The sequence below is a fragment of the Clostridium sp. AF37-5 genome (genome assembly GCF_003477605.1).
In the GTDB taxonomy this organism is placed as follows: domain Bacteria; phylum Bacillota; class Clostridia; order Lachnospirales; family Lachnospiraceae; genus Eubacterium_F.
Genome location: NZ_QUDR01000001.1, coordinates 106,273 through 131,431, shown reverse-complemented (window position 1 = coordinate 131,431; position 25,159 = coordinate 106,273). Strand labels below are relative to the sequence as shown.

The 25,159-nt window shown below is 41.1% G+C and carries 19 protein-coding genes and 1 tRNA gene; 2 read left to right on the top strand and 18 right to left on the bottom strand.

Going from position 1 to position 25,159, the window contains the following annotated elements; all coding sequences use genetic code 11:
- Positions 1-163 precede the first annotated feature (163 nt).
- The 7 genes from mutY to DW019_RS00540 form a co-directional block, all read right to left on the bottom strand.
- Positions 164-1,228 carry an A/G-specific adenine glycosylase gene (mutY, locus tag DW019_RS00570; RefSeq protein WP_118442161.1) on the bottom strand — a complete coding sequence of 355 codons (1,065 nt, stop codon included), beginning with the start codon at positions 1,226-1,228 and terminating at the stop codon, positions 164-166.
- Positions 1,215-1,982, bottom strand: coding sequence for a sigma-70 domain-containing protein (locus tag DW019_RS00565; protein ID WP_022378094.1), 768 nt, complete (start codon positions 1,980-1,982; stop codon positions 1,215-1,217). Before DW019_RS00565 ends, mutY begins: the two co-directional genes overlap by 14 nt.
- Positions 1,983-1,998: 16 nt before the next feature.
- Positions 1,999-3,168, bottom strand: coding sequence for an iron-containing alcohol dehydrogenase (locus tag DW019_RS00560; protein ID WP_118442160.1), 1,170 nt, complete (start codon positions 3,166-3,168; stop codon positions 1,999-2,001).
- Positions 3,168-4,175: an aspartate--ammonia ligase gene (asnA, locus tag DW019_RS00555; protein WP_117477665.1), complete on the bottom strand. Its 1,008-nt coding sequence runs from the start codon at positions 4,173-4,175 to the stop codon at positions 3,168-3,170. Before asnA ends, DW019_RS00560 begins: the two co-directional genes overlap by 1 nt.
- A gap of 24 nt (positions 4,176-4,199) precedes the next feature.
- Positions 4,200-5,591 (bottom strand): asparagine--tRNA ligase, encoded by a 1,392-nt coding sequence (gene asnS / locus DW019_RS00550; protein WP_117477664.1) that lies wholly within the window; start codon positions 5,589-5,591, stop codon positions 4,200-4,202.
- A gap of 269 nt (positions 5,592-5,860) precedes the next feature.
- Positions 5,861-6,070 carry a hypothetical protein gene (locus DW019_RS00545; RefSeq protein WP_117477663.1) on the bottom strand — a complete coding sequence of 70 codons (210 nt, stop codon included), beginning with the start codon at positions 6,068-6,070 and terminating at the stop codon, positions 5,861-5,863.
- Positions 6,071-6,091: 21 nt separating this feature from the next.
- Entirely contained in the window at positions 6,092-6,331 is a 240-nt protein-coding gene (locus DW019_RS00540; RefSeq protein ID WP_147324403.1) for a hypothetical protein, read from the bottom strand.
- 282 nt (positions 6,332-6,613) lie between these two features.
- On the opposite strand from DW019_RS00540, the gene DW019_RS00535 reads away from it, so the two are divergent.
- The gene (locus DW019_RS00535) at positions 6,614-7,390 is read left to right on the top strand and encodes a DeoR/GlpR family DNA-binding transcription regulator (RefSeq protein ID WP_117477661.1); all 777 of its coding nucleotides are present in this window, start codon (positions 6,614-6,616) and stop codon (positions 7,388-7,390) included.
- A 74-nt stretch (positions 7,391-7,464) separates the two neighbouring features.
- On the opposite strand, the gene DW019_RS00530 is transcribed toward DW019_RS00535, so the two are convergent.
- The 11 genes from DW019_RS00530 to DW019_RS00480 form a co-directional block, all read right to left on the bottom strand.
- Positions 7,465-7,537, bottom strand: a tRNA-Gly gene (locus tag DW019_RS00530).
- Between the two features lie 110 nt (positions 7,538-7,647).
- Positions 7,648-8,394, bottom strand: a complete 747-nt coding sequence (gene tpiA / locus DW019_RS00525) for a triose-phosphate isomerase (protein ID WP_117478336.1) — start codon at positions 8,392-8,394, stop codon at positions 7,648-7,650.
- A gap of 122 nt (positions 8,395-8,516) precedes the next feature.
- Entirely contained in the window at positions 8,517-9,713 is a 1,197-nt protein-coding gene (locus DW019_RS00520; protein WP_118442159.1) for a phosphoglycerate kinase, read from the bottom strand.
- Between the two features lie 99 nt (positions 9,714-9,812).
- Positions 9,813-10,829 carry a type I glyceraldehyde-3-phosphate dehydrogenase gene (gene gap / locus DW019_RS00515; protein WP_117478337.1) on the bottom strand — a complete coding sequence of 339 codons (1,017 nt, stop codon included), beginning with the start codon at positions 10,827-10,829 and terminating at the stop codon, positions 9,813-9,815.
- 121 nt (positions 10,830-10,950) lie between these two features.
- Positions 10,951-12,387, bottom strand: coding sequence for a glycogen synthase GlgA (glgA, locus tag DW019_RS00510; protein WP_117478338.1), 1,437 nt, complete (start codon positions 12,385-12,387; stop codon positions 10,951-10,953).
- 80 nt (positions 12,388-12,467) lie between these two features.
- A complete protein-coding gene (gene spo0A / locus DW019_RS00505; RefSeq protein ID WP_117478339.1) occupies positions 12,468-13,262 on the bottom strand; it encodes a sporulation transcription factor Spo0A in 795 nt (264 codons plus the stop codon).
- A 185-nt stretch (positions 13,263-13,447) separates the two neighbouring features.
- On the bottom strand, positions 13,448-14,674 hold the full coding sequence (gene spoIVB, locus DW019_RS00500) for a SpoIVB peptidase (protein ID WP_182430990.1): 1,227 nt from the start codon (positions 14,672-14,674) through the stop codon (positions 13,448-13,450).
- 96 nt (positions 14,675-14,770) lie between these two features.
- The gene (recN, locus tag DW019_RS00495) at positions 14,771-16,453 is read right to left on the bottom strand and encodes a DNA repair protein RecN (RefSeq protein ID WP_118442157.1); all 1,683 of its coding nucleotides are present in this window, start codon (positions 16,451-16,453) and stop codon (positions 14,771-14,773) included.
- Positions 16,454-16,471: 18 nt separating this feature from the next.
- Positions 16,472-20,431 (bottom strand): Ig-like domain-containing protein, encoded by a 3,960-nt coding sequence (locus tag DW019_RS00490; RefSeq protein WP_182430989.1) that lies wholly within the window; start codon positions 20,429-20,431, stop codon positions 16,472-16,474.
- A 93-nt stretch (positions 20,432-20,524) separates the two neighbouring features.
- The gene (locus tag DW019_RS00485; protein ID WP_022378106.1) at positions 20,525-21,055 is read right to left on the bottom strand and encodes a GtrA family protein; all 531 of its coding nucleotides are present in this window, start codon (positions 21,053-21,055) and stop codon (positions 20,525-20,527) included.
- A gap of 21 nt (positions 21,056-21,076) precedes the next feature.
- The gene (locus tag DW019_RS00480; RefSeq protein WP_118442155.1) at positions 21,077-23,149 is read right to left on the bottom strand and encodes a CotH kinase family protein; all 2,073 of its coding nucleotides are present in this window, start codon (positions 23,147-23,149) and stop codon (positions 21,077-21,079) included.
- A 155-nt stretch (positions 23,150-23,304) separates the two neighbouring features.
- Here DW019_RS00480 and typA point away from each other — a divergent pair, with 155 nt between their 5' ends.
- The gene (gene typA / locus DW019_RS00475; RefSeq protein ID WP_022378108.1) at positions 23,305-25,152 is read left to right on the top strand and encodes a translational GTPase TypA; all 1,848 of its coding nucleotides are present in this window, start codon (positions 23,305-23,307) and stop codon (positions 25,150-25,152) included.
- Positions 25,153-25,159 lie beyond the last annotated feature (7 nt).

Sequence of the window (25,159 nt, the reverse complement as noted above, 5' to 3'; positions counted from 1 at the left end):
TTCCTACAGGAATCATTATACCAAATGAGGTATGCATTGTCTACTATATATTGTAATTCTTTTGTATTTTTTTTGCAGTATGCACTATATCATGTGTTTTTACGGAATATAAAAATAAGAGCCGGAAATTCATCCAAAGCCCTTATTTTACGTTATTCCACACTCAAATCTGGTGTAAGAAAATATGAAAAGCAACCGGTATCGGATATTTTTCCTGGACCTCTGACAAGTCACAAAGCAAAAGCCCATGCACTACATCTTGTGGTTTTCCTTCCGGAAGAATAATCTCATAACCGCGCATGTGCCACTCCACATGGGAGAAAATATGCTTGCCGCTCTTTAATCGTTTTACCGTCACCTCACAGGATACGGTTTCTGACAAATACTCTTTCACCTGCTGCATCGTCAAATGTCCTTCTTTTGATGGAAATTCCCACATACCGGCTAATAGCCCTTGATTTGGTCGTCTTACAATTCCAATCCGGTCACCCTGCCGGAATACAAGGACTGTCTTTTTCTCGATACGGCGCTTTTTCTTCTCCGCCTTTTTCGGCAGTTCCATCTCACGCCCTTCTTTGTGGGCAAGACACAAATGAGAAAGCGGACATTTTTCACAGAGTGGTTTCCCATTTGGAATGCAGATTACTTCCCCGAGTTCCATCAGTGCCTGATTAAATTCGCCCGGACAGTCCTTTGGCATAATGGCACGAAGTTGTTTTTCCATCTTAGTCCGAACCAACATCTTCATAATATCTTCATCGCAATTTAAATACCGCATCGTAACACGAAGCACATTGCCATCCACCGCCGGCTCTGCTAAGCCGTAAGCAATGGATGCAATCGCCCCCGCTGTATATCTTCCGATTCCCGGCAGTGAAAGCAGCAAATCATAATCGGCCGGCAGCCTGCCATCATACCGCTCCACCAAAAGAGAAGCTGCCTTCTTTAAATTGCGTGCGCGGTTATAATATCCAAGTCCTTCCCACAATTTCAGAAGTTCTTCCTCCGAAACTGCTGCCAGAGAAGGAATATCCGGCAGACACTTTGTAAACCGGTCATAATATGCTTTTGCCGCTTCTATTCTTGTCTGCTGGAGCATAATCTCCGACAGCCATACATGATACGGCGTAGCATCATCCCGCCACGGCATACTGCGTTTTTCCTTTTCATACCATAAGCAAAGAGGCTCAACGAGAGCCTCCAGTTTAAATTCTTTATTTTCGTTCATTTTCACCTTTTCCCAGTTCTATTTCATTGTGGGACAAATCGACGTACTGATTAATTTCCTCAATATCCATATGGGTAAATTCGGAAAGTTCTTCAATTGTCGCAATACGTCCGTATTCCTGCGCTAATGTCCTCGTTGCCTCCAGCAAAAGGTTCACACGCCCAAGCAGTGCATGCACGCTGTCCGTTCCTGCCAGTTCTTCATCTACTAATTCAATCAACCGGCTTCTCACTGCATGTTCAATGGCTTTTTGATAATCCACAACTTCTTCATTTCCACAGAGCATCGCAACACAGGCGGTTAATTCCAAATTACCTTCCTGAATCAAATCTTCCACCGGCACACCACGGCCGCGGTATTTATCCGCCAACTGCATGACCCGGTGCAGATGCGCTTCGATAACAGAAGAAATTACTTCTTCCTCGCCTCTTCGCAACTGTTCGAGTAAACGCACAAGTTCCTCTTCTTCGTACCGCTTTAACTGACACAGTTCTTCTTTGTATAAGCGCAAATATTTGGAATCCTTTTCGCTTTTTTCGACAGCCTCTTCTTCCGTTTTCTCTACCGGCGCACGATATCCTTCTACCTCAATCCGATGTTCTTTAAGGTATGCATAGACAAATGGCATCTGTTCCTCTGTCAAATTCCAGTCACTGCAATAATCGGCAATTTCTTGTTTGGTGAGCAAATTTTCTTTCGTTCGTCCAAAATCTACCAACTCTTCCATCTGACGTAGAAATTCTCTCTGGTCCATATCTGCCTCCTTAATTTTACAATGCACTCCGATAAATCGCAATCACATCATCACGATTCAATTTCACATAATTTCCTTCGGTCTTACGCCCCTTCAAAAGCTTATCGGTCATAAGCTCGATATCCTCTTCTTTTGCACCAATCTCTGCAAAGGAAGACGGCATGCCGATTTTTTTCAAAAATGCTTCAAACGCCTCAATTCCTTTGAGTGCGGTTTTCTCCGGATGTTTCTCATTCATCGGCACATCAAATATACGGTTTGCAAATAAAGCAAGTTTACCCGGATTTTTCTTACAGACATAACGCATCCAAAGCGGTGCAATTACTGCAAGTCCTGCGCCATGAGTAACGTCATAAAGAGCTGACAGTTCATGCTCGATGTGGTGGCTTGCCCAATCCTGCACACGACCGACACCGCAAACATTATTATGTGCTAACATACCTGCCCACATAATGTTTGCACGCGCTTCATAATGATTTGGATTTTCAATGACACGCGGTGCCTCATATACAATTGTTTTTAAAATTGCTTCACACAAGCGGTCTGTAATCTCAACTTCCTCTGTGTTGGAAAAATAACGCTCACAAACATGAATCATGATATCCGTTGCTCCCGCTGCCGACTGATACGGAGGCAGGGTGCAGGTAAGTTCCGGGTTCAAAATAGAGAACTTCGGACGAAGCAAATCACTTTTTGTTCCCTTTTTCACCATTGTTTTTTCATCGGTGATTACCGTATTTGGAGAACCCTCACTGCCGGCTGCCGCAATCGTTAATATCGTTCCGATTGGAAGCGCTTTCTCAACGGATGCCTTGCCCTGATAAAAATCCATGAAATCTCCATCATACAAAGTACCGGCAGCAATTGCCTTAGACGAATCAATCGTACTTCCACCGCCGACGGCAAGAATAAAGTCAACCTTTTCTTTCTTGCACAATTCAATTCCCTCGTATACGAGTCCGCTTCTTGGATTTGGTTTTACACCACCAAGTTCACAAAATTCCAAACCGCTTTCCTTTAATACGGAAATCACGGTATCATAAAGTCCGCTCTTTTTGATGGAGCCTCCCCCATAGTGAAGCAGCACTTTATGTCCGCCAAATTTTTTTATTAAATCAGCAACATGCTTTTCGGCGCCTTTACCAAAATCAAAATAAGTCGGCGCATAAAAGGTAAAATTATCCATTATAAAATATTAAGTCCTTTCTTCGATGCTTCTTCCCACACATCATCCGGCCAAATCGATGCTTGTACTTCTCCAATATGTGCTTTTTTCAGGAAAAACATACAAATTCTTGACTGTCCGATTCCACCACCGATGGTATACGGAAGTTTCTTTTCCAAAATTTCTTTCTGGAACGGAAGGTTTTCGCGCTCCGGGCATCCTGCTTTTTCAAGCTGCTCCTTCAATGCCTTTTCATCCACACGGATTCCCATGGAAGAAATTTCAAATGCCATATCAAGAACCGGGTAATAAACGATAATATCACCATTTAATGACCAGTCATCATAATCCGGTGCACGTCCATCATGCGGCTCTCCGGAAGCTAACTTATCTCCAATCTGCATCAGGAAAATGGCACCATATTCTTTTACTGCCTCGTACTCACGCTCTTTTGGCGTCTTGTCCGGATATCGGTCCTCAAGTTCCTGTGTTGTCACAAAGGTAATCTGCTCAGGCAGGGATTTCTTAATGTAGTCATACTGCATTGCCATATAATCTTCTGTTTCCATCAATGCCTGATATACTTTATTTACAATAGTTTTCAAAGTATCTACATTACGTTCTTCTTTGTCGATAATGCGCTCCCAGTCCCACTGGTCGACAAACAAAGAATGTACATTATCGGTTTCTTCATCACGGCGAATCGCATTCATATCCGTATAAAGTCCCTCTCCATGCGCAAAACCATAGCGGCCCAACGCATGACGTTTCCACTTGGCTAACGAATGTACGATTTCTGCTACCCTTCCGTTCTGCTCCAAAATATCAAAAGAAACCGGGCGCTCTACACCATTTAAGTTGTCATTCAATCCGGAATCCGGATCTACAAAAAGCGGTGCTGAAACTCGTGTCAGATTCAAATTGGCAGCCAAAGCCTTTTCAAAGAAATCCTTTACTTTTTTAATTGCTACCTCAGTCTCGCGGATATCCAACGCTGACTGATAGCCTTGTGGAATTATTAAATTCATGTTACTAACCTCCTAGTGTAATCTTTATAAGTCACAATTATTTACAGTACGTGGGAACGGAATAACGTCGCGGATATTCTGCATGCCTGTCAAATACATCACACAGCGCTCAAATCCAAGACCAAATCCGGCATGGCGTGCCGTACCATATTTACGCAAATCCAGATAAAATTCATAATCTTTTTTATCCAGTCCACATTCGTTCATTCTCTCAACCAGCTTATCATAATCATCTTCACGCTGGCTTCCTCCGATAATCTCCCCGATTCCAGGAACCAGACAGTCCATAGCGGCAACGGTTTTATTATCGTCGTTCATCTTCATATAAAATGCCTTGATTTCTTTTGGATAATCCGTTACGAAAACAGGGCGTTTGAAAATTTCTTCCGTAAGGTATCTCTCATGCTCGGTCTGCAAATCGCATCCCCAGCTTACTTTGTATTCAAATTTATCATTGTGCTCTTCTAAGAGTTTGATAGCTTCGGTATAAGTAACATGTGCAAAGTCCGCATCCACAACTCCCCGCAGACGCTCAATCAGTCCCTTGTCCACAAACTGATTGAAGAATTTCATCTCTTCCGGTGCATTCTCAAGCACATAGCGGATAACATATTTCAACATGCTCTCAGCTAACATCATGTCATCTTTCAAATCCGCAAATGCAATTTCCGGCTCAATCATCCAAAATTCTGCCGCATGGCGTGTCGTATTTGAATTTTCCGCACGGAATGTCGGTCCAAATGTATAAATGTTTTTAAACGCCATCGCATACGTTTCACCATTTAACTGACCACTTACGGTAAGGTTAGTTTCTTTGCGGAAGAAATCCTTTGTGTAATCTACTTTTCCTTCTTCTGTCATCGGAAGGTTTTCCATATCCAATGTCGTCACACGGAACATTTCACCGGCACCTTCACAGTCACTCCCGGTAATCAATGGCGTGTGTACATAAACAAATTCTCTCTCCTGGAAGAATTTATGAATCGCATACGCAATCAAAGAACGCACACGGAACACTGCCTGAAATGTATTTGTTCTCGGACGAAGATGGGAAATCGTACGAAGATACTCAAAGGAGTGTCTCTTTTTCTGCAATGGATAATCCGGTGCAGACTCACCTTCTACAACAACCTCATCTGCCTGAATCTCAAATGGCTGTTTCGTTCCCGGTGTTGCTACTACTTTTCCCGTAACAATCACGGCTGCTCCTACATTCAATTTGGAAATTGTTGAAAAATTATCAAGTTTATCTGAATATACCACCTGAAGCGGCTCAAAAAATGTTCCATCATGAACCACTAAGAATCCAAATGTTTTGGAATCTCTGACGCTTCTTAACCATCCTCCGACCGTAACCGTCTGTTCTACATACTTTTCCTGGTTGCGATACAAATCGCGTATACTAATTAATTCCATATCTGCCTCATTTCTGCGTCTAAAACACAATAATATAGTTAGTTCTATTCTCAATTTTACAGTTTATCAAAATATGAAAAAAAATGCAAGGGCTACCGCTTGTGTTTGTATTAAATAAACGGATGGCGGATTTTTTAGTTTCCGTAGTTCAGCAGAAAAGCTTTGCGTCTCGTGGGTGCTTTCGCTCATTGAGTACGTAGCGGTATGGGCACCGAAAATACCAGTGCCTCATACCGACGTACTCAAAACCCACGAGTCACAAAGCTTTTCTACGGAATTACTGGAATCCAAAACACTCCTATTACACAGCCAAGGAATGCCAAATCACTTGCCGTGAAAGCAGATAGATTAGCGGTTTCCATTTGTTGCTTTAATTCCGGCAGTCTGCCGCCAAACTTTACCGCTGCCCCTATCCCTGCTATCACGCAAAAAACCACAACACATATAAGCAGTTCACAGTATACTCTTTTCGGATTCATTTTTATTTCTCTTTCGTTTTTTCATTTTATCAATTTGCTCAACAAATAGCATCGTTTTAACTCACTCATATCTTCTGTTTCGATTTTATGAATCAAACACACAATACATTTTCGTGCATTATCAAAATTATGTCCGCGGAATTTTTCTGTTTTTAAACTTCCATGCAGATAGGTAAAAGGGTTATAGTCAGGCTCAACACTGCCTAATATCAATGCATGCTTTAAGCTCTTTTTTACCGGATAATTAAATTGTGCCATCAAATAATGGCTAAGTATCTTATGGTCTTTTGTCTTTATTCCGCATCCTTCTTTCTTTTTTCTTTAGTATAAAAAGAAGTGTTAAACGAGTACATTCAAATATCTAAACTTTTTTAAATTCGTAGATAGAATCTACTATCAACAACATAATCTAGCAATAAAGCATCTTGTTTTCCACGCTTATTCACGTTATTTAACTTTTATTCACGTTTTATGTTGACATTTGTTAACGATTGTGCTAATATCTGAGTTACAATACAACAACCATTAAAGGAGGTAACCATTATGTTTATTGAAGAAAGACACAAAAAAATACTGGAAATGCTGCAAAAAAACAAAAGTATCACAAATCAGGAGATACAAGATATGTTTGGCATAAGTTATGATTCTGCCAAACGTGACCTGCGTCTGCTTGAAGAACAAGGTATGCTAAAAAGAACTCACGGCGGCGCCATTTTAAGAGAAACAATCGGGGCTCAATATAACATTGGTGATTTAACAGCTAAGGAGCGCATTGCCAAAGTTGACCCAAATTATCTTGCCATTGCAAAGAAAGCAGTCACCTGTATAAATGATAATGATGTAATATTTATCACTAGCGCAAGCATTGGGTATCTTATGACACAGAATCTGCCGCATGATTTGAATTGTACCATTGTAACAAATTCCATCTCTATCGCAGATAATCTGCGCCAATATCCAAACATTACCATCCTTCTTTTAGGAGGCCAATTACACAAAAACGGCTGCGTATATGATGGTTTCGCCATTGAGATGTTAAAACGGCTGCGCTTCGATAAAATTTTTATCACCTCAGCAAGAGTCAGTGCTGACTTCGGATTATCCATCCAGCGAACCAGAAATTTATGTCTGTATAACACTCTTCTTGCGTCTGCAAAAAAAGTTTATGGACTTTACCCTACCAGCAAAATTGGCACAGATTCTATTATAAGTATTTGTCCTATTAACGCTTTAGATGTTCTTATTACCGATGACGATGCATTAGAAGAAGACTTAAAAGCAATCGAAGAAAATGGTGTCGAAATACTTCTAACAGTATAGTCAACCGAGGCGGCAGCCGAGACCTCGAAGTAAAAAAGAGCGATTCCTTTTGGAATCACTCTTTTTTATATTAGAGCGCGAGACGGGACTCGAACCCGCGGCCCCAACCTTGGCAAGGTTGTGCTCTACCAACTGAGCCACTCGCGCATTTATCTTGTGTCCATCTCTTTGACAGACACAAGACATATTATACATACTGATACGGTTCTTGTCAATAGTTTATTTCACTTTTTAACAAGTTCCCGAGTTCATTCGCGTTATGCATTCACAATCTGACCAAAATCCGGTTTCAAAGAAGCGCCGCCAATCAGTCCGCCGTCAATATCCGGTTTTGCCAAAAGTTCTGCGGCATTCTTGGCATTCATAGAACCGCCGTACTGAATACGAATTGCATCTGCAGTAGCTGCATCATAAATCTCACCGATACAAGCACGGATTGCTGCACATACTTCTTCTGCCTGGTCTGCTGTTGCCGTCTCACCGGTTCCGATTGCCCAGATTGGCTCATAAGCAATAACTGCTTTTTTTGCCTGATCTGCCGTTACATTCTGGAATGCAATTTTAATCTGCATACGAATCCAATCCACATAAATACCCTGTTTTCTCTGAGTCAATGTCTCACCACAGCAGATAATCGGGGTAATGTCATGTTCAAATGCTTTCAAAACCTTTTTATTTACCGTCTCGTCAGTTTCTGCAAAATACTCTCTGCGCTCCGAATGTCCGATAATGACATATTTAACTCCGGCATCTACAAGCATGTTCGGAGAAATTTCACCGGTATAAGCACCGCTTTCTTCAAAATAAAGATTTTCTGCCCCAACATTTACATTACTTCCCTTTACCGCCTCAACAACCGGTACAATGTCAATTGCCGGTACACAAAATACAACATCAACATCATCATTTTTCACCAACGGAAGTAATTCATTTACAAGGGCAACTGCCTCACTTGGTGTTTTATTCATTTTCCAGTTTCCTGCGATAATTCTTCTTCTTGACATAAAAATCACTCCTTATACAAATATCTTCTCACTCTGCTCATAATGTGTAATTATTGTTTTTTTCTCCAAAAATTTCTGTGGTGGCATACAAAACACCACCACAGAATCAAAATCTTATATTATTATTTGTCGTTTGCTGCTGCAACACCAGGAAGTTCTTTTCCTTCCAAGAACTCAAGTGAAGCACCACCACCGGTAGAAATATGTGTCATCTTGTCACCAAATCCAAGGTTGTTGCAAGCAGAAGCACTATCACCACCACCGATAATCGTTGTAGCGTCTTTCAAATCTGCCATTGCCTGAGCAACTGCAATCGTTCCTTTTGCAAAGTTTGGCATTTCAAAACATCCCATCGGTCCATTCCAAACAACTGTCTTTGCGCCTTTGATGGCATCTGCAAACAATTTGCATGTCTTAGGTCCGATATCCAGACCTTCCATGTCATCCGGAATACCACCGCGCTCAACAACTTTGAAGTTTGCGTCGTTTGAGAAATCATCCGCTACTATATTATCTACAGGAATCAAAAGTTTAACACCTTTTTCTTCTGCTTTCTTCTCCATGTCAAGTGCATACTGTTTGTAATCCTCTTCCAAAAGAGATTTACCAACTGGCTCACCATGAGCAGCCATAAATGTATATGCCATTCCACCACCGATAATCAAAGTATCTACTTTATCCAAAAGGTTCTCAATTACCGGAATCTTGGAAGAAACTTTGGCACCACCGAGGATTGCAACAAATGGTCTCTCCGGATTATTTACTGCATTTCCAAGGAAATCAATTTCTTTCTGCATCAAGTAACCAACAACAGCAGTATCTACATATTTGGTAACACCTACATTTGAGCAGTGTGCTCTATGAGCAGTACCAAATGCGTCGTTTACGAAAACATCAGCCAAAGAAGCAAGTTCTTTGGAGAAATTATCTTCGTTCTTTGTCTCTTCTGCACGATAACGTGTATTCTCAAGAAGAACTACATCGCCATCTTTCATAGCAGCAACAGCAGCTTTTGCATTTTCACCAACTACGTTATCATCTGCTGCGAATTTTACTTCCTGTCCCAAAAGTTCAGAAAGGCGAACAGCAACCGGTGCCAAAGAAAGTTCCGGTTTAGGCTCTCCTTTTGGCTTACCAAGGTGGGAGCAAAGAATAATTTTACCGCCATCGGCAATCAACTTCTTAATTGTAGGAAGTGCTGCTACCAGACGGTTTTCATCTGTAATCTTACCATCCTGAAGCGGTACGTTAAAGTCACAGCGTACTAACACGCGCTGACCTTTTACATTAATATCATCTACTGATTTTTTATTTAACATAACAAACCTCCATTTTAATTATTTCTATGAAAAAAGGATCCGGTCCAACCGACCGGACCCTTTTTGGGATCAATTTCAAACCTTGTCCTAAATCAAGACTTATGCTAACTCGCTGAAGTATTTGATTGTACGAACCATCTGGCTTGTGTAAGAGTTCTCGTTATCATACCAAGATACAACCTGTACTTCGTATGTGTCATCGTCAACTTTGCAAACCATTGTCTGAGTTGCATCGAAGAGAGAACCAAATCTCATTCCTACGATATCAGAAGAAACGATTTCGTCTTCATTGTATCCGAAGGACTCTGTAGCTGCTGCTTTCATAGCGGCATTGATACCATCTACTGTGATGTCTTTTCCTTTAACTACAGCTGTCAAAATTGTTGTAGAACCTGTAGGTGTAGGAACACGCTGAGCAGAACCAATCAGTTTACCATTCAACTCAGGAATTACAAGGCCGATAGCTTTTGCAGCACCTGTGCTGTTAGGAACGATGTTTACTGCTGCTGCACGAGATCTTCTGAGGTCACCCTTTCTCTGAGGACCATCAAGAGTCATCTGATCACCTGTGTAAGCATGGATTGTAACCATGATACCAGACTGGATTGCAGCATATTTGTTCAATGCATCTGCCATAGGAGCAAGGCAGTTTGTTGTACAAGAAGCTGCGGAGATGATTGTATCATCTGCTTTCAATGTCTCGTGGTTTGTGTTATATACGATAGTAGGAAGGTCATTTCCTGCTGGAGCAGAGATAACAACTTTTCTAGCACCTGCATTGATATGAGCCTGTGCTTTTTCTTTGGATGTATAGAATCCGGAGCACTCCAAAACTACGTCTACACCAAGCTCACCCCATGGGCAGTTGTTTGCATCCGGGAAAGCATAGATTTTAATCTCTTTACCATCTACTGTGATGGAATCATCACTTGCAGAAACAGTATCTGCTTTCTCATATTTACCCTGAGAAGAATCATACTTCAAAAGGTGTGCAAGCATCTTAGGGCTTGTCAAATCGTTAATTGCTACTACTTCATAACCTTCTGCACCAAACATCTGTCTGAATGCAAGACGTCCGATACGTCCAAATCCGTTAATCGCTACTTTTACTGACATGATATTTCCTCCTAAAAATAGTTAAAATTTTGGTTTGTTAAAAAATATACAAACTTCTAGAACCTATTCTACCCAATTCCGTAATAAAATTCAAGAGTAAATTCAAATAATTTGTATTTTTTTACATTCTGTCATACAACTGCTCATATTTTTTCGCTGAATTCTTCCATGAAAAATCCATTGCCATCCCGCGGTCGATAATCTTATTCCACTCTCTCTTTCTATTATAATAGACATCTTTTGCATAGCGGATGGTATTAAGCATCTCATGTGCATTGTAATTGCTGAATGAGAAACCGGTTCCTTTGCTCTCATATTCATTATAAGGCTCTACCGTATCTTTAAGTCCGCCGGTCTCTCTTACAATCGGAACCGTACCATATCGAAGACTCATCAGCTGGCTTAATCCGCACGGTTCAAAGAGCGACGGCATCAAAAAGGCATCACACGCCGCATAAATTTTATGCGAACGCTCATTGGAATAGTAAATGTTCGCCGATACACGGTCCGGATATTTCCATGCAAAATGGCGGAACAGATTTTCATACTTTTCTTCTCCGGTACCAAGTACCACAAGCTGTGTATCTTCTGCACAGATTTCTTCGATTACATAGTCAATCAAATCAAAGCCCTTTTGGTCGGTCAGTCTTGACACAATACCAATCATAAACTTCTTATCATCCTGCGAAAGACCAAGTTCTTTCTGAAGGCCGCGCTTATTTTTAATTTTTTCTTTGCGAAATGTTCTTGCATCATAATTTGCATAAATAAGTGGATCCTTTGCCGGATTATACTCATCGTAGTCAAGGCCATTCACAATTCCGGTCAAACACCCTGACTTCGCATTAATCAGACCATCTAATTTTTCTCCATAAAACGGTGTCTTAATCTCTTCTGCATAGGTATCACTTACAGTCGTAATCTGATCTGCGTAAACAAGACCACCCTTTAGATAATTAGCATCCCCAAAGGCTTCCAATTTATCAGGTGTAAAATAGTATGCATCCAGCCCTGCCGTATCCATAACTGTCTTTTTATCCCAGACACCCTGAAATTTCAAATTATGTATCGTCATAATTGACTGAATTCCACGGTAAAATTCGCTCTGCTGGAATGCATCATGCAGATATACCGGAATCAGCCCCGTCTGCCAGTCATGGCAGTGAATAATATCCGGGCGGAAATCAATCACAGGCAGTGTTGATAACGCCGCTTTGTCAAAAAAGGCAAATTTTTCAATATCCTGATAAATTTCTCCATAAGGCTTGCTGCCGCTAAAATAAAATTCATTATCAAGAAAATAGAATTTAACACCGTTTAATTCCATTTCAAACACACCGACATACTGCTTACGCCATGCAAGTTCCAGATAAAAATGCGTGATATAATGCATCTGGTTTTTATACTCTTCCGGTATCGCAGTGTATTTTGGAATCATAACCCGTACATCATATTTACTCTTATCAAAATACTTTGGAAGTGAACCGACAACGTCTGCCAATCCACCGGTTTTTATAAAAGGAACACATTCAGAAGCAACAAATAATACTTTCTTCAATATCCTTCTCCCCTTTCTTTTTGACACAAAATCATATTGGTATTATTATACACTAAAAAGGGAGCGGTGAAAAGATTTTTTTAGGCTTTCATTTTCTGTTCTAGCCGTATCTTGTCCGCAATTAGCGCTACAAACTCCGAATTTGTCGGTTTTCCTTTTCCATTATGAACCGTATATCCGAATAATTCATCAATTGTATCCACTTTTCCGCGGCTCCACGCCACTTCAATTGCGTGTCGTATTGCTCGTTCTACTCTGCTTGGTGTTGTCCCATGTTGTTTGGCTATAGAAGGATAGAGAATTTTTGTAATAGAATTTAACATTTCTTTATCGTCAACTGACATCATAATTGCATCCCGCAAATACTGATACCCTTTTATATGTGCCGGCACCCCGATTTCATGAATGATATTGGTAACATCCGATTCAAGATTATATTTCGCCATTTTTTCATTTCTTCGGTTCTCATTTCCCGTAGCAATGAGTTTTGCCCTCGCACCCGGTTTAAATTTCTGTACATGAGAAAGAAGTGTTTCCGACTCGAATGGTTTTAATAAGTAATATGAAGCTCCCAAGGCAAATGCCGTATCCGTAATTCGTTCCTGCGAAATACCGGACACCACAATAATCTCCGGCACCTTTTTCATCTTCTGCTTTTCCTGCAGCCGCTCCATCACACCAAGACCATCTAATTTCGGCATAATCAAATCTAGCAAAAGCAAATCCGGCTCCGTTTCCTCAATCATTCCCAGTGTTTCTACTCCATCTTCTGCCGTTCCCACGACCTGAATCTCATCATCATCCATAAGAATATTCTGAATCATGGATGCCATTCTTGGATTATCATCTGCAATTAACACTTTTAATTTCTGCACAACTAGTACCCCCTTGAAATAATTATAAATTTTTTATAAACTCAATGTAATTAAAAGTATATACCTCTTTTCTCCATATTACAAGAGCAAATTCTAAATTATTTTATTTTTTTATTTATATTCTTTTTATATTTCATCATCTTTCGACTCCTAGCTTCGGTTTTTGACAGCAAATGCGGTTCTTTTTACTGCACCAACATCTCCTCAATAAAAATTCCATAACCTCTTGTCGGGTCATCAACAAAAACATGCGTAACAGCCCCAACAATTTTATCGTTCTGTATAATCGGCGAACCACTCATCCCCTGTACAATCCCGCCCGTCAGTTTTAAAAGCTTTTTATCCGTCACACTGATTTCCATACTCTTATTATCCCTTGCATTAATTTTTATATCTTCAATTTCAATTTCATACATCCTCGCCCTGCCTTCAAGATTCGCATACAGATACGCCTTTCCGGCTTCAATCTCTTGTTTTCTGCCAACTTCATACGCCTTTCCGGAATAGGCGGACACACGCTCCTGTTTCATCTCACCAAACACACCCTGCTCCGTGTTCTTTTTAATTTTTCCTATCGTATTTTTTGCAATCATATTGATATATCCCTGCAGTTCTCCCGGATTTCCTTTCTCCCCCTTCATAATATCGACTATCTGCGTCTGAAACAATTCACCCCCGTGTAAATTCAACAGCGTCCCGGTATCAACATCTGTAATTCCATGTCCAAGTGTACCAAATACACCGGTCTTCGTTACATAAGTAAGCGTGCCGATTCCCTGTGTATCCTCCCGTACCCATGTTCCGATTTTATATGTGCCATCTGATGAAAGCACCGGACGCATGGCAATTTTTATCTTTTCTCCGTTTCGGCGTATTAAAACCGTAACCTTTTTATCTTTTGTCCCCTGAATTTCACGGTTTAAACTTTGAATCGTAGCAACCTTTTTCTGATTCCATTCCAAAATATAATCCCCCGGCTTTAACAAATTTTCACCGGGCGCATAAGTAAGCCCATCTTTTGCCGGGACCTCAGTCGTATCCAGCACTAGCAGCCCATTAGTCTCCACATAAATACCAATTGGCTCTCCACTCGGAAAAATCTTTTTCCTTTTCACCACTTTAACGTCCATCCTCTTTACCGGCAGCACACCAAATAAGCGGACCGATACCTCATAACTTCCTAACCGGTTTGACTTCATAGAAAAACTGCCATCCTGATTTTGCACATGCAGAGCAGGAACACTTTGCTCGGTCTTAAAAAACGCCGGCAGGTCCAGTTCCTGTTTTTCCCCGACGTAAGTCAAAACAGAATCAGGAATTTTATTTTGAATATAATCATACATCAAATATCCAATCAATAATACATCAGCCACTAATAATCCAGCCAGCAAAAAACGAACTTTTTTTCTCATACTCATTCCTCCCATAATTGGCAAAATAAAAACAGAAGGTACAAAACTTACTATTGTTTTGGTTCCTTCTGTTTAGTATAGCCAACTTCTATTTTTCTAATTCTGAAAACTATCTGAACTTTTTTGGTTTGCTAACGCTTTCATCTCTCTCGCATTTTCAAGTACCGACTCTGTAATCTCAACACCGCCAAGAATACGTGCCAGTTCCTGTTCACTCTGCGACTTATCCAACGGACGAATCACTGTCTCCGAATGATTTTCATCAACCATCTTTTCAATCAAAAAATGGGTATCTGCCATTGCCGCAATCTGTGCCAGATGAGTAATGCATAGAATCTGGTGGCTTTTACTTAAAAGTTTCAGTTTTTCCGAAACCTTCTGTGCCGTACGTCCACTGATTCCGGCATCAATTTCATCAAAAATCAAGGTCTCAATATGGTCTTTTTCGGCAAAAACCGATTTAATTGCCAGCATAATACGGGACAACTCACCGCCGGATGCGATTTTTCCGAGGCTTTTCTTTGGCTCGCCCGGATTCGTTGCAATCAAAAATTCAGCTTCATCCCATCCATCCGCACCAAATGTATCTTTGCGGCTCCATGAAATTTCAAAATCTACATAGGCAAAATTTAAATCTGATAAAGCAGCTTTAATCTTTTCCTGAAGAATGGAAGCGGTTTCTTTCCTTTCTTTTGATAACTGCTCACATTTCTTTGTCAAATCCGACTCATATTCCTTTATTTTAGCAAGAAGTTTCTCCTTATACTGTTCAAAATCTGCAAGTTTTTGCAGTTTATCCTCTACTTCTTCCAAATGTGAAAGTATTTCTTCATAGGTACTTCCGTATTTCGCCTGCAAATTGTGAATCGTATCGAGTCTTTTCTCTAATTCCGAAAACTCATTGGCATCGAAAGAAAAGTCCTGCATATAATCCGCTGTTTCATGATTAAAATCATCTAAAAGTCCCTCAATCTGCAAAAGTTCTTCCTGCAAGTTCCGAATTTCATCACCAAAGCCTGTAATCCGCTGCATACTCTGTAACGCATGGCTCACAGCTCCCGCGGCCGTATCACTTGTCAAACGGTGTACCAGACCAAGCGATTCCACAATTGTCTCAGCGCCGGATGCTCTGCGGTATGCTTCTTCCACTTCTTCGATTTCACCGGCTTGTAAAGATGCCTGCTCAATTTCCTGTTTTTCGTATTCCAGAAAACTAAGTTCTCTCGCACGCTCCTCATCTGACACATCTTCATCCTGCCACTGTTTTTTCAGCGCTGTATATTCACGGTATAAAGCAGCAATCTCTTGTTTCAGAGCGACACACTGTTTGGTGGCAAACTCATCTACAATTGCTAAATGTTTATCCTTCTGCAATAATGACTGGTTTTCATGCTGTCCATGAATGTCAATGCAGAGGGCAGCCACCTGGCGAATCACACTGACCGATACATTTTCACCATTAATTCGGTTTACACTCCGGCTTCCCGTAATACGGCGGGAAATGACAATCTGTCCTTCGTCCGGGTCTACACCTAATCTTGATAATTTCTCTTTTGTCTCTTCATCTTCAATCTGGAAAACAATCTCCACCATCGCAGAGTCGCCATGCTTTCCTATAATTTCCTGCGAAACCCTTGCGCCGAGCGCGATGCCGATAGAGCCAATCAAAATCGATTTGCCGGCTCCCGTCTCTCCGGTAAGAATATTTAACCCGGAAGAAAAATCAACATCAATCTCGTCTATTATCGCAAAGTTTTTTACATGTAAATTTACTAACAATAGTCTCCTCCCATTCCACTACTTTAATTTTGTAACGTTCACGCGGCATCCGAGTTTTACACCGTTGACAACCGCATAAATCGTTGTTATACCTCTCTTACGTCCGGTAACAAGTCCGGTCGATGATACGGTTGCAATGTTAATATCTCTTGAATACCATGTTACACCGGTACTAATCTCATTTACATGAAGCTGTTCGGTATCGTATGGACGAAGAGTTACTGCCTTGCGGTTTAAATCTACAACCAATACATCACAATAACCATACAGTCCGGTCGAAGTCGTTCCGTAAATCGTAGCCTCTCCGGCACGTTTGGTCTTAATCTTACCATATTTATTTACGGTTGCCACTCTCGGATTATCGGAGTGATATTTAATCTTCGTCGTCGAATTGACCGGATTTAAGGTAATGCCGGACTGGGCAATCTTTCCTTTCGCCACGGTAATCTGGCTGTTTGCCACAGTAATTCCCGTTGCCTCAATCGGCTCAACAACATGAAGTATGCAAGTTGCTGACTTACCGGAACCATCTTTTGCCGAAGCTTTAATCTTTACAATACCCTCGCCGGTTCCCAATACTCGTCCGGTACTGCTGACTGTTGCAATCGATTTTTTATTCGTCGTCCACTTCACGGACTTAATCGTCGCATTTTTCGGGAGAACAGTTGCTTTCAGTTTCAACGTACTTCCAACAAGCAGTCTGCCCGAATAACGGTTCAGTTTAATTTTTTTCACTTTACGAACAACACGCACTTTACATCTGGCGTACGCACCGGAACCATCCTTCGCTGTCGCTTTGATATAAGTCGTTCCTAATTTCTTTGCCTTTACCTTACCGCCGGAAGTCACGGTTGCAACTGATTTTTTGCTGCTCGTCCATTTTACCTTTTTATTACTTGAGCCGGTAACTGTGGCTGTCACATAGAATGACTTGCCTTTAGCCAAATATTTGGTTTTCGGCGATACCGTCACCTTCGTATCATTTTCTTTCTGTTTTGGCAGAATCGTAATCAAACAGGATACAGAAAATCCACCATCTGTCGTCGTACCGGTTACCATCGCCGTACCGGCTTTTACACCGGTTACTTTCAGATTGGAAATACCAACCGCCTCAATTTTAACATTACTATTTGAAGCCTTCCACGTCATCGCCTTATTAAAAGCAGTTGCCGGATTAAAAATAGGTATCAGTGTAACGGAACTGTCCACACGAACCGTCTTTTCTGATGAGTCTAAGGAAACTCCTTTCACACCATCCTGCACAGTAACCATAATAACAGTCATTGGTCCTGCTGTTTTTCCATTGTAGGCTCTGGCCTCAATAAATGTTGTTCCTGCCTTTGCTCCTGTAACACGTCCATTCACATCTACCGTTGCCACACTATTATTGTAACTTTTCCATATAATAGTGTCTGTCGAATTTGCCGGTGTAAATACTGCCTTTAAATCAGCACTGTCACCCGTTCTTACCGTTAACTCCTTTGGTGTCACACTCAATGCTGTCGAAGGCTGTTTCACTGTAATCTTTAACACTTCCGTTCCGGTCTGCGGAGATGTAATGTTAAAATAGACTACTCCCGGTGATTTTGCTTGGAACGAAGCAATTCTTCGTTCTTCATCATAGGGAAGCATCGTAACACAATCTTTATACTCACCCGTTGGCGTCCATGTTAACTCTGCTGTCGTATTAATAGGCTCAAAATCAAGTTTCACATCTTTTGTATCCCCTACATTCATTGTAAGTTCATTCTCGCTTAAAATAACCTTATCTGCTGAACCTAATATCGTTAACAAGCAGGAAGCCATAACACCATTTGGATTATTTACCGGTCTGACGGTAATCAACGTCACCCCGGCATTTACAAAAGTAATATATCCATCATCATCCACGGTAGCAATTCCCGGGTCCGAACTAGTCCATACAAGTTCTGTATCCGTTGCATTTGCCGGCGTGTATGACACATCGTTTTTCCCCATATTATAGCCATCTTTATAACGTGGCACAGTCAATTCTGTCTGTTTCAGAGAAATTGCCTGTATTGCTGATCGGACTGTAATACGGATCGTCTTCTTATCACTTGGATTCACAGTGTTTGTGACTTCTAAATCTGCCACACCCGTTCCCACTGCTGTAATAACCGCACTCTTTCTATCATCTGACGGCATCACCGTAAAAATCTTCGAATTTACAGTAGAACAGGTCCATGACAACGGCGGATTCTTAATTGACTGGTTGATAATCGCCTTAATTGTCTGTACATCTCCTACATTCATTGTCATTTCCGTCACATTCGGTTCAAGTGTAAATGATTTCAATGCAGCCTGTACCACAACAAGACACTCTGCGCGAATAGTCTTACCAACTGAGTTTGTCAAAGATGCTATTATCTTAACATCGCCTTTTGTATTCTTTACTGCCGTCACTAAACCATTATCATCAACTTTAACACAAGACGGATCCGTACTTTCAAATTTTACAGTTCCATCATAAGCACCATTATATGTAGCAACCAGCAAAAATTCTTCTTTTTCGGAAAGTGTAAGTTCCGTACGATTTAAATGCATGCGATCCTGTAATGTGATTGTTACCTTAAATGTCATTGGCATATTGGCAAGAACATCTTTATCCTCGCCGTCCAGCCCAAGCAGCTCTGCCACTTGCTTTTTATACGCCGGTTTCACATTTACAGAATCAATTAATACACCTTCGGAAACTGTAGTTTTTACCTGAAGCTCGCTTGTTGCACTATCATAAGTTGCATAATTATAAATTGAGCCACCATCTTTCGTCCAGTTATTGGATACAAAATACTTAACAAAATCCTCTCGCGTCATGCCAAAAGCATCTGCCAGGTTTATGGAATCTCCCGGTCCTAATGTTTCTTCTTTGTCACCAATTCCGGCGGTAAGTGTAAACGTAATAACCGTTGGATCATATGCATCCGTATGATTGCTCTCACTCAAGTAGGTTCCATTTGTATAAAATTCAATTACATACTTCCCTGCCGTTCCTTGAATCTTCAACTCGTTTTCATACATACCGGAAGGAGTAACCTGAATAACATCCGATTCTCGTCCAAGTGAGTCTGCCAATACCTGAGGATTACCTTTACCATCATCTTTCTTCACCACCCAGATAATCTTGTTTCGTATTGCCTGTGTGTTACTGGTAAATACTGTATCCGTGTAAATATTCGTTCCGGAAGAAATCTTCTGATTAACCAATGAATTTGTATACCCACTGCCTTTAGTAAGCGAAATTTTAGGTTTTACATACACATTCAATAGTGCCGTATAGGTATCACTTTCACCTTTCGGCGTATAGCTGGCTGTAATCTGTGTTCGTCCGGCACCAACCGGAGTCACAATACCGGTGTTCTTTTCTACCTTAACCACTTCATCATTCGAACTAATCCACTGAGCATCCTTCGCATCGCCAAAACTTAAGCCTAACTGAACCGGGCTGTCATCCGCATACATAACAAGAGAACGCTCTGTATCTGATTCATTCACAAAACGGTATAAATTTGCATCTTTCGATGTATCAATAGCAAACATAACATTAATGTTACACGTAGCACTTCCAAGAACTGCATTACCATTCATGCTGTCTTTCACCGTTGCGATAACCGTTACAAGTCCGGGTGAAACTGCTCGTACTGTCGCTACCATCTTATTAGTAGAACTTTGTTCAAGTGTTGCAAATCTAGTTGCCGCACTATCTGAAAAAGACCACTCAACAATATACTTATCCTCATCATAGGCGGTTCCTGTTGTTTTTAATACAAGCGGAATACTTCCTGAAGTCATCTGCAGTGTTTCCTCAGGGTTTAACTGCTGGTCATTATAGGTAATAAATATTTCATCTGCTGCATGGCTATACTGCTTGCTGTATAAAAAGACGGCAAAAATAACCACCGTCACAAAAACAGCCGCTGCTGATATACCAATTCTTTTTTTTACTCGTCTCATATCCATAACCATACCTTTCTATATCATCTATCTAAAATCTGATTCTAAAATAAACATTCGCATCCGTAATCTGTATATCGGACAAATTCAAATCAAAATTTAGTCTTGATTGTCAAAAGATGCCTCTTTTGTTCCCTTAAACACAAATAATTTGCTGATAAAATAATTAATTATAATAACCAAAACCTGAGTCAAAAGTTTCGCCACAAACAAAAGTGTATTAGAATCAGGGAACAATATTACAGCAAGCTGAACACCGCCAAGTTCGATAATTAAAGTGGATACACGGCCACCAACAAACTTAATAAATTCAACCAAAAGTTCTTTCATTCCTGTTGTTTTCGACGCAAATACAAACTTTTTATTTGTCACGTAGGCAAACAAAATAGCAGACACAATTCCAATTAAATTTCCAAGGAACGTGCCCAGTGCAAATTTCCCGGCATACCACTGTTCCCACTTCAGGCCATACCACAATCCATATGTAATCACAAGATTAACAAGTGTTGTACATCCTCCAAAAAACAAATATAAAAGCTTGTCCTTATTTTTTTTATAAAAAGGCCACATAAATCGAAGCAACTTCCAATTCATAATACGGTCAAAAATATCTGTAATTTCCGGTTCCATCCTTGTTCTCCATTCTTTTTATTATTTTACTGTAATTGAAAGGGATTCCTGAATATGCTTTTTTATCTGGCTTTTTCGATTTGCCATAAAACTCTTCATATCCCTTACCCGGCTGTCCACATCACCGTTGCCAAAACGCTTTTTATACTGCTCCATCAACGGGCGGTAGACGGCTGCCATGGCATCTAATTTCTTTGCAGCATCGGCTGACTTAAAGTTTTTATCTGCCAAATCCATCAGCGTATCGGCAAGTGACTGTTTAAAGGAGTCATTTTTACAGAGTGCATCAAATAATGCATCCTTATTTCTTGCTTCCTGCAGACGATTCGTATTTCCGTTATTATCCTGTCCCCACAAATTCATCGAGTATTCGGTGTCGTAGAGCATATAACGCCACTTCGTATCGCCATAATCACTGCCGTCATCCTCTCTGGTCCGCCATAACTGCACATTATTATCCGGCCAGTCCTTGTTACCAATATAAATCTCAGTCGCATAATAGTCAAGATAACTCTGTATATCCACCATTTTCTTAAATTTCTCATAATTATCGGTCAAAGACATGTCAAGGTCTGCCATTGCCTGCAGTTGTTCATAGAGAGCGAAATCTTCTTCTTTTCCCTCATCAAGTTCATCATTTTTTATCACAACCACATTATCTTTATCAACGCCAAACTCTTCCTCCAAATAATTATCGGAATAGCGTTCCATCAGATTATAAAGTCCCCAGTACTCACCGTTTAAGAATAAAACGCATGGGCGTGAACTCTGCGTCGTAAATGCACGGTCACTCACAAGACTCTGGATAAAGACATCCTGCATTTTACTGTAGGCATATTCGTTACCGCCATTTCTCAAGATAAAACGTTTATACTTTTTCGTCGGCTTTCCGTCCGCATTGACAGCTCCCGGAATCAACTGATAGCCTTTGAGATTTTTCAGTCCTAATTCTTCACGGAAATAAAACCGCAGACTCTTCTGCCCCCAGCGGCGTGTATAATTGCCATGAATCCGCATCCCCATCGTCGTCTCAAACGGTATCGTGCCATCTTCCTCAAAATACGTCACTGCCGCCGGTCTCTCCCATTCAGCACCACTGTTTTCCCAGTTGCCATAACGGTAGATTCCTCTTTCTTTACTAAGAAGATTATCCGGATCCGTGACAACGGAAATCACAGAAGCATTCTTATAAACCTCTGCCAAATCCTTATCTACAAAATAAGTTTTTGTCACCGTCTTACTCGTATTACCCTTTTCATCCACTGCCATTGCGCGAATGATGGTTGCTTTCGGAACTGCACTGACTTCCGGATAAAATGGCCCATTATTATAATAATCTGTTGGGTCATACATATATGGAATATTGACTTTCGAGCAAAGCCTGTTTTCATCATTATCCCGATTTTTCACTGTAATTGCCTGCTTATACTCATTGGTCGGAAGTTTTGCCGGTACGGTATCTTTTACACTGCCGCCCACACTACTGACATCCGGCTCACTGCCATCTGTCGTATAATAAATTTTGCTTCCCTTTGGCGCATACAAAGATAGTTCAAATGATTTATCATAACTTCCGCTTTCTTTTGAAAATACCGGTTCCGGTTTTGAAGTATCAACCGGTGTTGGCGTTGGCACAGCGGTTGGCGTCACTACCGGTTCTATCGCAGGGGAAGCAGAAGGCTTATCGGTTCCTCCCGGCGTCTGCGTCACCTGTGGTGCAGGTTTCTTTTCTCCCTGTGGTGTTGCCTCTGCCGTAGTAATAACTCTTTTTTTCTTCGCCTTCACAGTCAGTCTGCAGACAAGTTTCTTTCCTTTTACTTTTGCCGTAATCTTTGTCTTACCAGCACGTTTTCCCTTAACAACTCCTTTTTTTGAAACTGTCGCAATCTTTTTCTCCTTTGAAGACCACTTCACCTTTTTCTTTGTTCCCTTTACTTTTAGGCGAAGTTGACCGCCAACATAAATCACGGCTTTTTTCTTATTTAGAATAATCTTTTTCTTAGCCTCAGCTTCTCCACCGGCACTTCCCATCATGCCAATAACAAGAGAAAAAATCAAAATTCCCAGTAACCGCTTCTTCCTTTTCAGCCCCACAAGAGCACCTCCTTTTTTATATGAATTCTATTTTACCATAAAAAAACAAAAAAACCTAGCATTTTGTTAAGCGTTTTACGCCCGAACTTGCCACGCAAAAAAAATCGTGCTATAATACGATTTTGTGGTTTTTGCATGAATGAATGGAGGTTTCTATGAAAACAACAAGAGACGATATCAGAAACATCGCCATCATCGCACACGTCGATCATGGCAAGACAACCTTAGTGGATGAATTATTGAAACAAAGCGGCGTATTCCGCGCCAATCAGGAAGTTGCCGAACGTGTCATGGACTCAAATGATATTGAGCGTGAACGAGGCATTACTATTTTATCAAAAAATACAGCCATTACCTATGAAGGTGTGAAAATTAATATCATCGATACACCGGGACATGCCGATTTCGGTGGTGAAGTAGAACGCGTTCTTAAAATGGTAAATGGTGTCATTTTAGTCGTTGACGCTTTTGAGGGTGCAATGCCTCAGACAAAATTTGTGTTAAAGAAAGCACTGGAGCTGTCTTTGCCGGTTGTTGTCTGTGTCAACAAAATCGACCGTCCGGAAGCTCGTCCGGAAGAAGTTGTCGATGAAATTTTAGAGCTGTTTATCGATTTGGATGCCGATGAATCCCAGTTAGACTGCCCATTTATCTTTGCCTCGGCAAAAGAAGGTGTAGCATCCTGCGATGTCAATGAGAAAGGCACCGACATGAAGCCGCTCTTTGATGCGATTTTAAATTATATTCCGGCACCGGAAGGCGACCCGGACGCCGACACACAGGTCTTAATCAGCACCATTGATTACAATGAATACGTTGGCCGAATCGGCATCGGAAAAGTCGATAACGGAACCATCCGCGTCAATCAGGATGCCGTTATTGTCAACCATCATGACCCGGATAAAAATGAAAAAGTTAAAATTTCCAAATTGTATGAATTTGAAGGACTCAACCGTGTGGAAGTCGAAGAAGCAACGATTGGCTCAATTGTAGCCATTTCAGGTATTGCAGACATTCACATTGGAGATACTCTGTGTAGTCCGGAAAATCCACAGGCAATTCCGTTCCAGAAAATTTCGGAGCCAACGATTGCCATGCATTTTATGGTAAATGACAGTCCGCTTGCCGGTCAGGAAGGAAAATATGTGACAAGCCGCCATTTGCGTGACCGTTTATACCGCATGTTAAATACCGACGTATCCCTCCGTGTGGAAGATACCGACACAACCGAAGCTTATAAAGTGTCCGGCCGCGGGGAACTGCATTTATCCGTTTTAATTGAAAATATGCGCCGTGAGGGATATGAATTTGCGGTTAGCAAAGCGGAGGTTCTTTATAAAGAAGATGAAAATGGCAAAAAATTAGAACCGATGGAACGTGCTTATGTCGATGTGCCGGATGAATTTACCGGAAATGTCATTGACCGCCTCAGCCAGCGTAAAGGGGAATTACAGGCAATGACCCCATTAAATGCAGGCACGACACGTCTGGAATTTATCATTCCAGCCCGTGGACTGATTGGATACCGCGGCGAATTTATGACAGACACCAAAGGAAACGGTGTTATTAATACAGAATTTGAAGGCTATGGTCCATTTAAAGGAGAAATCCCTTATCGTAAACAAGGCTCTCTCATTGCTTTTGAATCCGGCGAAACAATTACCTACGGTCTTTTTAATGCACAGGAACGAGGCACTTTGTTTGTTGGTCCCGGTGAAAAGGTTTACGGCGGCATGATTGTCGGCGAACACGCAAAAAGCGATGACATTGAGGTCAATGTATGTAAAAAGAAAAACCTGACGAATACCCGTTCTTCCGGTGCGGATGAAGCACTGCGTCTTACACCGCCGAAAGAATTAAGTTTAGAGCAGGCACTGGATTACATTGACACTGACGAATTACTCGAAGTTACACCGGAAAATCTTCGTATCCGTAAAAAAATTCTCGATGGAACGGAGCGTTACCGTGCCAAACGAAATGCGGCAAACGCAGCAAAAAGCTAATGTAAAA

What these genes read in the sequence shown, in the direction of transcription:
- typA (WP_022378108.1), top strand. Translation starts at nt 23,305, where the DNA reads ATGAAAACAACAAGAGACGATATCAGAAACATCGCCATCATCGCACAC.
- gap (WP_117478337.1), bottom strand. Translation starts at nt 10,829, where the DNA reads ATGTCAGTAAAAGTAGCGATTAACGGATTTGGACGTATCGGACGTCTT.
- asnS (WP_117477664.1), bottom strand. Translation starts at nt 5,591, where the DNA reads ATGGAATTAATTAGTATACGCGATTTGTATCGCAACCAGGAAAAGTAT.
- DW019_RS00490 (WP_182430989.1), bottom strand. Translation starts at nt 20,431, where the DNA reads ATGGATATGAGACGAGTAAAAAAAAGAATTGGTATATCAGCAGCGGCT.
- DW019_RS00560 (WP_118442160.1), bottom strand. Translation starts at nt 3,168, where the DNA reads ATGGATAATTTTACCTTTTATGCGCCGACTTATTTTGATTTTGGTAAA.
- asnA (WP_117477665.1), bottom strand. Translation starts at nt 4,175, where the DNA reads ATGAATTTAATAATTCCACAAGGCTATCAGTCAGCGTTGGATATCCGC.
- spoIVB (WP_182430990.1), bottom strand. Translation starts at nt 14,674, where the DNA reads ATGAGAAAAAAAGTTCGTTTTTTGCTGGCTGGATTATTAGTGGCTGAT.
- mutY (WP_118442161.1), bottom strand. Translation starts at nt 1,228, where the DNA reads ATGAACGAAAATAAAGAATTTAAACTGGAGGCTCTCGTTGAGCCTCTT.
- DW019_RS00545 (WP_117477663.1), bottom strand. Translation starts at nt 6,070, where the DNA reads ATGAATCCGAAAAGAGTATACTGTGAACTGCTTATATGTGTTGTGGTT.
- DW019_RS00485 (WP_022378106.1), bottom strand. Translation starts at nt 21,055, where the DNA reads ATGGAACCGGAAATTACAGATATTTTTGACCGTATTATGAATTGGAAG.
- tpiA (WP_117478336.1), bottom strand. Translation starts at nt 8,394, where the DNA reads ATGTCAAGAAGAAGAATTATCGCAGGAAACTGGAAAATGAATAAAACA.
- DW019_RS00535 (WP_117477661.1), top strand. Translation starts at nt 6,614, where the DNA reads ATGTTTATTGAAGAAAGACACAAAAAAATACTGGAAATGCTGCAAAAA.
- DW019_RS00520 (WP_118442159.1), bottom strand. Translation starts at nt 9,713, where the DNA reads ATGTTAAATAAAAAATCAGTAGATGATATTAATGTAAAAGGTCAGCGC.
- DW019_RS00565 (WP_022378094.1), bottom strand. Translation starts at nt 1,982, where the DNA reads ATGGACCAGAGAGAATTTCTACGTCAGATGGAAGAGTTGGTAGATTTT.